This is a genomic window from Chryseobacterium sp. II3a, from assembly GCF_057815135.1.
This window is the reverse complement of the sequence record NZ_JBYPZJ010000007.1, coordinates 183,791-197,144: the sequence shown is the minus strand read 5'-3', so window position 1 is coordinate 197,144 and position 13,354 is coordinate 183,791. Positions and strand designations below refer to the sequence as shown.

At 35.3% G+C, this 13,354-nt stretch carries 11 protein-coding genes; 2 read left to right on the top strand and 9 right to left on the bottom strand.

The window, feature by feature from the left end; translation table 11 throughout:
• Positions 1-484: 484 nt before the first annotated feature.
• The 9 genes from AC3HD6_RS17255 to AC3HD6_RS17215 form a co-directional block, all read right to left on the bottom strand.
• A complete protein-coding gene (locus AC3HD6_RS17255; protein WP_488897497.1) occupies positions 485-967 on the bottom strand; it encodes a heme-binding domain-containing protein in 483 nt (160 codons plus the stop codon).
• A gap of 83 nt (positions 968-1,050) precedes the next feature.
• The gene (locus AC3HD6_RS17250; RefSeq protein WP_488897457.1) at positions 1,051-1,428 is read right to left on the bottom strand and encodes a putative quinol monooxygenase; all 378 of its coding nucleotides are present in this window, start codon (positions 1,426-1,428) and stop codon (positions 1,051-1,053) included.
• Positions 1,429-1,451: 23 nt separating this feature from the next.
• The gene (locus tag AC3HD6_RS17245; protein WP_488897456.1) at positions 1,452-2,084 is read right to left on the bottom strand and encodes a nitroreductase family protein; all 633 of its coding nucleotides are present in this window, start codon (positions 2,082-2,084) and stop codon (positions 1,452-1,454) included.
• Between the two features lie 64 nt (positions 2,085-2,148).
• A complete protein-coding gene (locus AC3HD6_RS17240) occupies positions 2,149-2,592 on the bottom strand; it encodes a nuclear transport factor 2 family protein (RefSeq protein ID WP_488897455.1) in 444 nt (147 codons plus the stop codon).
• 289 nt (positions 2,593-2,881) lie between these two features.
• A complete protein-coding gene (locus tag AC3HD6_RS17235; protein WP_488897454.1) occupies positions 2,882-3,889 on the bottom strand; it encodes a VOC family protein in 1,008 nt (335 codons plus the stop codon).
• 277 nt (positions 3,890-4,166) lie between these two features.
• A complete protein-coding gene (locus tag AC3HD6_RS17230; protein ID WP_488897453.1) occupies positions 4,167-5,024 on the bottom strand; it encodes an SDR family oxidoreductase in 858 nt (285 codons plus the stop codon).
• A 116-nt stretch (positions 5,025-5,140) separates the two neighbouring features.
• The gene (locus tag AC3HD6_RS17225; protein ID WP_488897452.1) at positions 5,141-5,719 is read right to left on the bottom strand and encodes a Crp/Fnr family transcriptional regulator; all 579 of its coding nucleotides are present in this window, start codon (positions 5,717-5,719) and stop codon (positions 5,141-5,143) included.
• A gap of 1,029 nt (positions 5,720-6,748) precedes the next feature.
• A complete protein-coding gene (locus AC3HD6_RS17220; RefSeq protein ID WP_488897451.1) occupies positions 6,749-8,431 on the bottom strand; it encodes a helix-turn-helix domain-containing protein in 1,683 nt (560 codons plus the stop codon).
• Between the two features lie 114 nt (positions 8,432-8,545).
• Positions 8,546-10,156 carry a helix-turn-helix domain-containing protein gene (locus AC3HD6_RS17215; protein ID WP_488897450.1) on the bottom strand — a complete coding sequence of 537 codons (1,611 nt, stop codon included), beginning with the start codon at positions 10,154-10,156 and terminating at the stop codon, positions 8,546-8,548.
• A gap of 360 nt (positions 10,157-10,516) precedes the next feature.
• On the opposite strand from AC3HD6_RS17215, the gene AC3HD6_RS17210 reads away from it, so the two are divergent.
• Positions 10,517-11,122 (top strand): hypothetical protein, encoded by a 606-nt coding sequence (locus tag AC3HD6_RS17210; protein WP_488897449.1) that lies wholly within the window; start codon positions 10,517-10,519, stop codon positions 11,120-11,122.
• Between the two features lie 348 nt (positions 11,123-11,470).
• Complete coding sequence (locus AC3HD6_RS17205) at positions 11,471-13,312, top strand: hypothetical protein (RefSeq protein WP_488897448.1); 1,842 nt, start codon at positions 11,471-11,473, stop codon at positions 13,310-13,312.
• Positions 13,313-13,354: the final 42 nt, after the last annotated feature.

Sequence of the window (13,354 nt, the reverse complement as noted above, 5' to 3'; positions counted from 1 at the left end):
CAATAAATACTTCAGTAAATAATGAAAACAGATAATATTGATCATTTTGTATAATTAGATACTAAATTTACATCTGCAAGCTCTTAGTATCATATTGAGTTATATCTTTTTTGAGATTTGATTAATTGAGAAACTGTTAGAATTCCCAATAGCATCACTACAATGTAAGCAGTATAGGAACAATTTCGCCTTGTCTACCATTTTCCTTAGAAACTACTTCAACAAATAATCCTGTGGACAGGGCTACATTTACAGTCTTTAATGAAGCAACACCAAAAAGTACAGCTCCTAATATTGAGTTTTTTAACGTTGAACCACCAATTATATTCTCTGCAATTAATATTACAGTAATACAAACCGTACTTACTACCGTCCAATTTTATCATTCAACCGCCATAACATATACATTCTGAAGACTAGCTCTTCCCTAATAGCTACAAAGAAGAAAAGTGGAATATATAAAGCCAGTTGATGAAACTGAAATCTAGAAGACCTTTGAAAATCTATACCGGCTAAGCTCGCCTTTAATCCAAGAATTGTATTCTTTTTCTACAGAATTGATTTGTGAACTGTCCGAAACTTTTCTTGGAGTGAGTGACAAAGCATAATTTTTAAGAATTTCAATTTGATGTTCATTCAATTTTGCAGAAGAATGAACTGCGACATAACTTGGAATCGGCATTTCGCCTAATAAAACTTTATTAATCGCGTAATAAATTGTAGAATTCTGCTGTGGTTTTGGCCACGAATTCCATTTAGAAAAATCAAGCACTTCATGGCCTTCCTTGATGTGAGAAGCAACTAGAAAATTAGCCGGTGTAATTTTATCATACCAATGCAAATTGGCTTCCGAAGAGTGACAATCAAAATACAAATTTCTGAGAATTGTATTGACATCGTTGGGAACATTCACAAGGTCTTGCGTAGGTTTTCCCTCATTAATATTTTCTGGTCTGAAAAATGGAATGAGTAGAAATCATTCAAGTAAAATCCAAATGAGTTTATCGATGTTTTATTAGATTAATTTTAGAACTGATTATAAATCTATAATCATACCTTTCCACGCGGGTCGTCGATATGAATTTTTGAAACATCGTAACGAACCCCTTCTCGATCAATAACTCTAACGTTTTTCACAACTGTACTCAAAGCCTTCAAAAATGTTTCTGAATTTTCGTGACGCTCATACGCTTCTTCATCTTTCCAGCCTTCCAGAAGATGAAATGTATTTTCATCTGTCAAATCCTGCGAAAATGCATAATAAATACAGCCTTCCAGCTCGTTTGCCGCAATCATTTCGGGAATTACAGCATCAATGAAAATTTGCCTGTCTTCGGGATGTACTTTGTAATAAGCACTTACCGTAATTCCTGTGGTTTGTGTTTTATCGTGATTATTGGATGTCCCAATTTTTTCTGAATGATTCATATTATTTTATTTAAAATTAATGATTAAAGAAAAGTCACAAATTCCTCAAATGGTTTGCGTACTTTTTCCAGTTTTAGATTCCAGTCATTTTCCTGGTCTCTGTATCCCAAAGCCAGAAGCATCGAGCTTCTTAAACCTTTGGATGGAAGTTTCAAAAAGTCGTCTAACGCTATCGGGTCAAAACCTTCCATTGGCGTAGAATCTATTCCTTCGGAAGCGGCTTCAACAATCGCTAAACCTAATGCAATATTCGCCTGTTTTGCTGCGTGATGAAAGTTTTCTTCAATACTCATATTTCCGAAAAATTGCTTTGAAAATTCTCTTTGTTTGTCATATTTAGCAGAATCAGCCTTGCGTTTTTCTGTCAGATAATCGAATACGTTATCAATTCTCTCTTTAGAATATTCATCCCAGACTGCGAAAACCAAAAGATGCGAAGATTCAACAATTTGAGGCTGATTCATTGCTATTGGTAATATTTTCTTTTTGATTTCAGGATTGCTGATAACAATGATTTCATAGGGTTGTAATCCAATTCCCGATGGAGCCAGATGAGCTGCTTCCAAGATGTTATTTATTTTTTCTGAAGAGATTTTTTCGCCCGTCATTTTTTTTGTGGCGTATCTCCAGTTCAATAGTTCTATAATATTTTTCATTTGATCTGATTTTTAAATCAAGGCAAATGACGAATCATCATTTGCCTTGAGAAGTTTAGAGTATTTAGAAAACGCCTAACTGACCTAAAAGTATCGTTGCGGCAGTGTAACAATGGAATGATTTTATTTTTCCATTCTCGATTTTGAAGACATCACAACAAGGTGTCTGCATTGTTTTATTTGTCGCAGGAATCGTTCCGGAAGGTAACTCAAGCGGGCCTTTATGAGTTCCGTTTAAAGATAATTCCACTACCACTGTATTCTCACTTTCCAAGACATAAAGATCATACAATTCCCTGTGCATATCCGGAAAAGCTGTCGCATAAACGTCTACTGTTTTGCCGATGTCTTGCCCATAATACTTGGTTCCTGCAGATACGTCCCAGAAATAGCCGTCTTCTGCAAAAAGATCTACAAAACCTTGCGTATCCTGTTCTTCTGCGATTCTGTACAATTCACGGATTAATGTTTCGTTGGCTGAATTTTGATTGATTACTGATGCTTTCATAATATTTATTTTAAATGTTAAAGATTGAATTTTGATTAAAATTTTGAGAAAAGAGAATAAGAATCCTACTGATGAATTCTTATTCACCTACTTGTTTATTGTTAAAGTTTATTTGAAATTTAAGAGTCCGTTTAAATTTATCAAAAGTTCTTTTTGTCATTCAGGATAGAGTTTCGCGTAGCATTGGAATGAAGAATCTTTTAATAATTTAATATTTGAGATTTTTCGACTTCACTTCGTTTCGCTCAAAATGACAGTCTGAAAAATTGAAATAAAAATTTAAGAGAATTTAATTTTTGTTGTCTACAAAAACGTATAGTTTCACAGCTTTGCCGTTTTCAAAAACGAATAAATCCATTCCTGTTACAGCATCAGGTTTTTCGGGGGTTCCATTTTGCCAGTACAATCTTGCAATGTTGTGATTAACGTCTATTGCTTTGATATGGGAAAATTCAGAATTTGGACTTTTTTGTTGTAATCCATCCACAAAACCATTGATTTCTTTATGACCGACTGCGATAAAATGACTATCCACCATTTCAATATCATCTGCATAAATTTTTGACATTAATGCTTCACGTTTTTTAAGATCTCTCTCGTTCCAGATTGCTAAATGTCCTTCTACTAAAGATTTAATTTCTGCTTCAGAAAGCGGTTTTGAATCTGACTTGTTGGTTTGATTTTTTACAACATCTTTCGGTGACCATAAAATCGTAGCCGGATTTTTTTTCTCATAACCTTTTCCATTCGGGTAAGAAACTAATTCCATTTTAGAACCCCACGGTGTTACGAAATAAACCCAAGTTTCACCTTCTGTATCTCCTGAAGGCATCAGAAATGGTTCTCCCAAGAATTGTACGCCTTTGCTTTTAAGATAAGCGACACTTTTGCTAATATCATTCGTATAAAAAGCAACGTGACTTGCTCCGATGTCGTCTCCTCCTGGTTGTTGTAAACTTCCTTTATTATCCTGATATTCGAATAGTTCGATGTTAGCTCCTGTTCCTGTTTTTACCATTTTGATCGTTACAGGACCGGTTCCAGTCTGCATATGGTTATTCTTTTTCCAGGTATTATCCAAAGGAATCGGACCTAAAGTTGTAACTGCCGAAAATCCTAAAACATCGGTGAAAAAGTTCACGGCTTGCTTCATATCCGGAACGTTGATTCCCACGTGGTCGATTCCAAGAATTCCTGTTTTTTCCTGCGCTGAAGTGTTTGAAACTGCTGTTGATAATAAAAGTGCACTTGCTACTGCTGTTGCGTTGGCTTTGATCTGTTTTTTTAAATTGCTCATTGTGATCATTTTTTGTTGTTATTGTATGCAGCAAATTTCCAACATTCAGTAGCCTTCTTCCATTGACAAAAGCTTGAAAAAAAAGCAAACAAATGTCAATGGAATGGAAGATTTCGAGTTCCAAACTTTCATTCTAGCTCCGCAGGATTAGGCTCGGCGGCTTCGCCGCCGAGCCTAATCCTAAAAAAAAGAGAGTAGCGAAAGCGGTAAATAGCTCCAAATAAAAAAGGCTGGAACGAAATATTCCAACCTTACCAGTTATTATTTAAAATTCTATTTATTCATTGTATTTTGCTAACCATTTTGCTTTCAATTCGGCTCTTGCATTGATGAATTCCAAATCTGTTCCCTGCGCAACAGCATCCAATGGAAAACGTAACGGACGAGAACCTTCTTTCATCTGAATCAATTCTAAAATTCCGTCTGCGATGGTTTGCGGATTCATATTAAATTCTTTCATTTTGCCAAATAACGCAGCGCCAATAGCATTGAATTGTTCTGTTGCAACTGGGTCATAAAGTTTCGCAATTTCAGGTTTATCGGCATTAACTCCGGCTTTTTCGCCTGTATTCATTTCTGTCGGATAAACTCCGGGCTGGATGGAAACGTTGTCGATATTGAATTGTTTCAATTCGTCCTGCAAAACTTCTGTAATGCTTTCAACGCCGAATTTCGATGCAAAATAAGGAACCATAAAAGGCGAAGTATGAGCACTGGCTCCTGAAGTAATGTTGATAATCAAACCGCTCTTATTCTCCCTCATAGAAGGCAATACAGCTTGATAAGTTCGGATAACACCATAGAAATTTACTTCAAACATTTGGCGGATTTTGTCCAGACTATACGCTTCCAATAATCCGAAACCTGAAACAGCGGCATTGTTGACTAATACATCGATCTTACCATATTTTTGAAGTACTTTTTCAAAAGCAGTGGTTACAGAAGAATCATCGGTTACATCAATTTCAACGACTTCTAAATTTGGGAGTGCTCCCAATTCTTTGGTTACAGTTTCATTTTTTCCTGAAATACCGCGCATTCCTGCAATGACTGTATGTCCTGCTTTTGCTAAAGTAGTTGCTGTTAATTTTCCAAAGCCTGTACTTGTTCCTGTAATAAAAACTGTTTTATTCATTTTGTCCTATTTTTAATTGTTATTTTAATAAGGCAAAGATGCATCAACAGCAGGCTTTCTTCCATTGACAAAAGCTTGAAAATAAAGCAAACAAATGTCAATGGAAATGAAGCATTTTATTTCTTGACCATATTTCTACGCAGTCTGGTAAGGGTTTCGGGAGTGATGCCGATGTAAGATGCAATCATATGTTGCGGAATACGATTGACAATGTGAGGATATTTTTCAAGGAAATTCTGATATTTTTCTTCCGCCGTAAAACTGATATTGGCTAAAATTCTGCTTTGAGAAACGATAAAGCTTTTCTGAATGATTTTATTCACCATTTGATTCAGTTGAGGAATTTCAGCACAAAGCCTTTCAAAATCTGATTTTTCGATTAAAATCAATTCTGTTGGTTCTATTGCATCGATATTCAAACGGGAAGGCGTTTCATTAATCAAGCTTTCGCGGTCACCTGTCCAATAATTTTCCGGGGCAAAATTGATAATGTGTTCTGTTCCGTTTTCAGCGATGGAAAAGGTTTTCACCAAACCTCTGCAAATAAAAGCGTTATAATGCCAAACTTCTCCTTCCTGAGAAAGGAATTGCTTTTTACGGAGTTTTTTTGGTTTACAGACGGATTCTATTAATTGGATTTCTTGGCTGGAAAGTTCTATTTTGTCGGTAAGGTATTTTAGGAAAATTTCGAACATTTACTATTAGTTATAGAACAAATTTAGAAATTTAAAATAATTAAGTTGCTTAAATTTTTTAAGTATAATTTATTAAAGTTAGTCGTCCTAAAATAGGTTGACATAAAATGATTCAATATTTATCTGCTATGATATCAGATTTTTGATGCCCAATGAATCAATAATGCAAAGTTTGTTTCAAATCTTAAAAATTAATTTACTAATGATATACAACATTGTAATTCACTATAAGTTATTTAATTGTTTAATCTGGTTCAAAAGAATCAAATCATCAATAAAAGTGAAGATACGCTCGTCAAGGTCTCATATTCATGCGATGAGAAAGGATAATAATAAAGGGATGGTCATTTCTGAATTTACAACATGGTGTATTATATTAGCTAGAGTAAGTATTCTGCATCATGTTGAATAATATTATAAGATGTTTATGGGAAATTGAAATTCTGAAGCAATCTGACTCAACTCCATGAAATCGATTGTCCTCTCTGAAATAATATCATCTATATGACGATCTAAAAACTCAAAATATTTCTTTGAAATTTCTTCATTTCTACTTTTCTTTTTCTATCCATTAATGCTGTTATTATTTGTACCTAGATTCTCTTGACTAAAAACCTGTGGAAATTATAAATATTATCATTTGTAAGCTCCAGATAAGCAAATGAGAAGATTTAGCGGGGCAATAATTATAAAAACCGATATTTTTCCTCTTGTGTTCTAGTCATATGATGATAGGTTAATACATGACAATATTAACATCAACATACCTTTCTAACAAATGTTGTATGTGATGATATCTGAATTATTCCAAACAAAATTTATTCAGTCATCGATATTTTACAAAAAATAAAAACTGATTATCAAGTATATATCTTTCTATTGAATAGATATATAACAGTTCTTTGTTGTCAAACCGTTTTTCTTTATCAATCATAATGTTATAAACTCAATAAATAGAAAATGCGAAGTTCTGCAAAACATCGCATTATTATAAGCTTCAAGTCATTATGGGATAAAATACCTTAAAAACTACACAGCAACTTTCAATTGCTCTACAAAATAAGAAGGCGTAAAACCCGTTTGCTGTTTAAAAGCATTCACAAAAACCCTTGGTGTTACATATCCGCATTCTTCTGCCAAGTAGGTGATCTTATACTCTCTGTAAACTGGGTTTTCATAAAGCATTTTAATAATATAATTAATGCGAAGTTCGTTGATGTAGCTTGTGAAATTATGGTTCTTATAAGTTTTTATGACTTCTGAAAGATACTTTGGATTAGTCGCTAAACTACTAGCCATCCAGGTAAGGCTAACCTCTTTTCGCAGATATTTCTTTGACCCCTCAAATTTTTCAAGCTTCAGAAGTAATGCTTTTACCGTTTCATCAGTAATGGTGACAGAAGGTTTTACTTTATGATTTTCATTATTCTTTTCGGGCGCGAACTCCAATTTATTGTTTTCATTTTCAAACTGTATTTTAGTAATCAGATCGTCATATTTTTTATGAATAATCTTGTTGCTATGTCTTCGGTATATCAACATTCCACCTGTTATGAGAATAAGGACAGTAAAAGAAATAATAGCAATACTCTTTATTTTTTTCTCACCATTGCTTTTTGTTTCTGAAATTATCTTTTTAACGGGAGCTTCCACGGCATCTTTTTCTGCGGAATTAATACTGTCATTCAGTTTTGAAAAAAGATCAAGGTATTTTTGAGAGGTTGCATTTTCTCCGACACTCAGATAAGATTTTGCCAATACCATATATCCCACTCTTCGATTATAAGGCATACTGCTGGATTTTTCCAGAGCCAGCATATTCTCTCCGTATTCTATGGCCTTCCTGTACTCTTTTTTCATATGATAAAACTCCTGAAGCGCTTGGTATAAATCTATTTTTGTATTGGGAAGTGTATTTCCTTTAAGTAAATCAAACTGTTTTAAAGCTTCTATAAAATAAAATTCAGAGAGTTTCACATTCCTATCTTTATTTTTGCTGTTTCTATAATGTATCCCTAAGTTCATATTGATTGAGACCAACATGTCTATTTTTTTTTCTAAAGGAATGTCTTTACTATTATTATTTATTTGTAAAGCCTCTTCCCTACTTTTTTCCAGATAATACTCCACTTTTTCATTTGATCGATCCTGGTAGTATGGAGTCATATTATAATAAACCAAAGAAGCTTGATAATGTCTCCGATCCGGCTCTTCAATAAGTTTCACATATTTTGCAGCAGCTTCGTGCTCCTTTAAACTCTCATTATACATACCCAGATCATCATAAGCAGCACCTCTTCTGCTGCATAAAGAAGATAAGGTTTCATAATCTTTTAGCCTCATCGCCAACTCTATGGCCCTGTTTGACATTTCCAAAGTTTTTTTGTAGTCATAAGCATTGAAATAGAACATCATAATACTTTTTGTAGCATTCAGTTCTCCTTTTTCACATCCTACAGCTTTAGCGAGATCATTAGCTTTTTGAAACAATCCAAGAGCTTCTTTACTTTTTCCATCGTTGTCAAGAGAAGTTCCCTTATCAATCAATTGATCAATTTCTTTATTTCCGGGACATAAAACTGTCTCTGCCTTTGTTATGGAGAAAGAAAAGAAAAATAACAGGGAGATAAAAACCATATACAATCTTTGAAAAAACGAACTCCTGCCTTTCGAGATAAATCCTGCTCTTCGCAAAGGTATTTTTTTAGCCATAAGGTTATGTTTTATAATGAATTAGTATTTTTATTATTCTGAAAGTCAAAAAATAGCATCATATTCAAAATGTCTATTACAAGACTACAGGCTTTAACTGTCATTAGATTGACTTTAAGCAGAGGTTTTCAATTGTTCCACAAAGTAAGAAGGTGTAAAGCCTGTTTCTTTTTTGAAAGCATTAACGAATACCCGCGGGGTAACATATCCACATTCCTCTGCTAGATAAGTAATCTTATACTCTCTGTAAACTGGGTTTTCATATAGCATTTTAATTATATAATTGATGCGAAGTTCGTTGATATAACTGGTGAAATTATGGTTCTTATAGGTTTTTATGACTTCTGAAAGATACTTCGGGTTAGTAGCTAAATTGCTGGCCATCCAGGTAACGCTCACATCTTTTCTTAGGTACTTCTTCGAAATCTCAAATTTTTCAAGTTTAAGAAGCAATACCTTAATTGTTTCATCAGTAATGGCAACTGAGGATGTTTTTGTTTGATTATTTCTTGGATTTGCCTGTACTTCTAATGCAGGCTCTGTTTGTTGTGAACTTATCTTAGTGATTAATTCCTTATACTTTTCCTGAATACTCCTATTCTTTCTTTTCCAATACGACCAACCTATTAAGACTGCGACCAATGAGGCCAATGCTGCTATAATCAATATCCTTTTAATGGTAGATTGAGTTTCACGATCCTTATCCGAAATAATCTGTTTCACAGGGGTTACCATACTTTCTTTTTCAGACTTCAGTAAACTATCACTTAAATACGCATATAGCTTTGAATAATATTTTGAAGAATCCCGTTTATTTGTTTCTACATAAGAACTAAACAAGGTATGGTAAATATCTTTCCTGATATATGGCATGGGAGCCTGTTTTTCAAAGCTTTCTGCTCTTTTGGCAAATAAGATTGCTTTATGATATTCCCTGTTGTTGTCATAAAATTTTGCCGCATCACTGAGCAAAGTTGCTCTCCCATTTACATAAATATCATATTTTTTACTCTTATGAATTGCCAAAGCTTTATCAAAATAATAATTAGCAGAATCCTTTAGCTTTAAATTACTATAAATTAAACCCAAACCTGCAAATTGAAAAGCTAGATTTTGATATTTTGCATTAATCGTTTCCCTATTATTCTCAGGCATTTGATTTGACGCTACAATACTCTTATGTCTGTAAAAAATCTGCTTTTTAACATCTCCCTTTTTTCCATAGGCTCCGGCATAGGATTCATAAATAAGAGATTTCCTATAAAAGCGGCGATTCGGGGCTTTTATATCCTCAATATTAATTAATGATTTTGCCAACTCTTTAAGCTCTTCATCCAAAAGCCCCATTTCCCCATAAGAAATCGCTCTAAGTCTATAGATATCAGAAACATAATCAAAAGCTTTTAAATCTTTTGCGTATTTCTCAACAAAACGAGTCTCTTCAATGGTTTTTTTATAATTACCATCATTATAATACAGTAAAACAAGCCCCATAGAACTGGTCATGGCTCCATTTGGATACTGATTTTTTTCACTCTGTCCCTTTAGCTCCTGTAATTTTTTTGTAGCTGTTACGGGATCCGAAGCTGCAGAAGCTTTCCATTTTTTAATTTCATCATCAATTTTTTCAGTTATAGAAAGTGGATTCTTTGAAATATCTGCATTTTGAGCAAATGTTATACACAGGATAAAAAGAGTAGAAAGTAAGTAGAGTTTTTTCATCATAGTCCGGAGGATTAGTTTTTTTTCTAATAACATTGATCATATGCTGTTATCAGTGAATGTAACACCTAATAACTAAAGAGAATGAAAGTTTAGTCATCCTTTATTAAATGAGAAGGATTTTTTCATATCACAAACCTTACATAATTATCATTTGCACAAATTTAATGAAATAAATATCCTAAAAAATCATATACCTATTTGGGATTTTTTAAATTCTAAGCAAATACGTTGATATTTTTCAACACATTGATTTACAGAATAGAAAAATTGTAAAACTCATCAAACAGCACATGAAACTTTCCGAATTATTCCTATATCAGTCTTGTAGAGACTTTCTGAGAGTCATAATATTGCACCAAAATGAAAACCGATTCTGAAAATAACATGATGAACAAACTCTTCTCTCTGCATTTTATTGGGGGGGGAAGATTTTTATTCTTACTCATGTTGTTGGTTAACTTTCAGATGACTCAGTCTATTTGCAGGCAAGATGATTCTACATCTCCAGATACTGCTACTCCATCAACTACCCTATTTATATCAGAAGGCACTGTAATTTCAGGGATGGAACAAGTACACATTTGCCAGCCTAAAAAAGAGAAAACAAAAAAAGCTTCCAAAAGAAAAAATACTTTCATATCCAGCAAAAGAAAGCAAGAGAAAGAGAAAAACATTTCTCTACCTGTTAAAAGCAGTAGTAAAACCGTATTAATTTTCAGCAGGGGTTCCCAATCGGAGGGATCATTACTGATTGCTTCTGAGAATGAAAAGCAAATTATCAGGCCTCAACACATGATGAAATTCCTTCTGCTTAAGCCTGAAAGCAAAACAGCTGTTTTATATCATTTGCTGGATATTTATGTGAATAAACCCTATAAAAGCTGTAGGTTCTCGTATCTGAGTCTATCCCGAAACTTCAACCGACCTCCCCCTAAGGCTCACTCTACTGCTGTAATGCTCATTTAATTGAGATTATCAGGCAACTCCTTTACTCAATGAAAAATCCATTGTGATTTATACCTATTTGCCGGATTCAACCAACGCGAACAGGGAGTCCTTTTCATTAAGGCAAACATCAACTTCGTGAAAAAGAGCCATTGATCGTAGGTTCATTCTGAGGTTGACTACAAAATCACAAGTTGCAATTAGGAAAACAAAATTATCCTTAGAAATGATCACCCTTAAGATCATCAGATATTATATAGAAATATCTCAGCATACAACAACCTGATAGAACCTAACGGAGTAACAAAAGTAATTAGCCTAACAAGCTAACTCTTACATAAACCCTTTGAATGAAAAAAACTTTTTAAAATGAAAAAAAACACAATCTTATTAACGACCTGCCTTATTAGCACGACCTTTTTTGGGCAAGTAGGCATCAATACCCCCAATCCCCATCCAAGCGCTTCTCTGGAACTGGCTTCCACAGATAAAGCGCTCTACCTGAACAGAGTGGCCAGTACTACAGCCATCAATAATCCGCAATCCGGAATGGTCATCTATGATCTTACTGATAAATGTGTAAAAGCCTATCAAGGCAATCCGGCAGGATGGTCAGGATGCATCACAGGAAACGGAGGACTTACAGGCTCTGTTACCAATCTTAACTGTGCCGGTGCTTATTTTACTCCAAGCTTCGCAACAGTGGGACAGGCTTATACCGGAACCCTTACTGTTCCTTACACTGGAGGTAATGGCGGAATATACCCGGCACAAACCACTACAGTGAACGGACTTACGTTTAGTCTCCCTTTAGGAGTTTTTGCTAATGGAGACGGCAATGTAGTGTATACTATTACCGGAACTCCTACTACAGCAGGAAGCACTTCGGTCAACATCAGCATTGGTGGACAAAGCTGCTCCGGGGCCAATGCTCTATCCTTTACAGTGAACCCCTCAACAGGAAATCCTGGTGGCGTATTGCCTGGAACCGTTACGTTGGCACAAAACAGCCGATATTGGGTAGCCTCAGTATATGATAACGATTATATGCCTTATACCAAACCTACAGCGCCTGCCAGCACAGCTGTGATCAATGCAGATGGAACACCGGATACTCTGGTTGATGTACAGGGAAGTATCTCCACTACAGGAATCACAGTTTATATCCCAGCTACCGTTACAGGAAGCGGCGGAACTGTCGCAGCATGGAGTGCCACCACTACCATTCCGGCAAATCTCACGCATAATGGTGTAGCAACACAGGTAACTTTATCCTGGGCAGCACAGACTCTCACGGCCAGCAATACTTCTCTTGTGGCTACCATAAAAGCCGTTGGAAATGATCTGCTTGCCAAGAAACTGGACATCAATGCAGGGATAGGAAATGATTATTTAGGATTATTATTAGGAACTTTCCAATATCCGTACAACGCAGCAGGTACACTTACCACTTATCAGCTGCGCGATATCCCTGGAATACCGGACAGAATGTTTGGACAGATAGACAATGCTAATAGATATGAGCATAATTTCCTTTACTTGCCGATACAGGCAGAGGATGGCAAAATATGGCTGAACAATAATCTTGGGGCCAATTATGCAAACCTGGATCACCCAGCATTTAATCTTACCCAACAGGCAACGAGCCAAACAGATATCAATGCGATGGGATCTCTCTTGCAATGGGGCAGAAAAGCGGATGGACATGAGCTTGTAGATAGATATATCTGGACTGATACTTATGGTAATAGTTACCAAAATGGAACCTTGAAATATGGAGCTATATATGGACAGGCGGCAACCTGGAACCCTACTACTCCCTATACAATATATTCAACACCTAATCAGGTTCCCGCTGAATGGACCTCACTGACAACTCCTCCAAAAGGTGACAGATGGTTGGCATCTTCTCCTAACAATCCATGCCCTCAGGGCTTCAAGGTACCTGTGAAAGCAGAATGGCAGGCAGTGATGACAGCAAGTGGCAGTAACGGAATATATGCAACGACAAAAAAATTAAAATTAACCTATGCCTCGGAGGTTACGGGCGGGAATTTATTTAATCCAACCGTTCCCGTCTATTCGGCAGCAGATGGTTATAATGCTACTTACAATGCCACAAATACTTTGATGAATAGTGTTATTTATGGCCCTGGCACAGGTAATACTGAGATAGATAAAGCTAAATCTGTACGTTGCATTCAGGAGTAATCAATTCTATAAAACCATCTGTTGTAAAAGCAGATGGTTTCA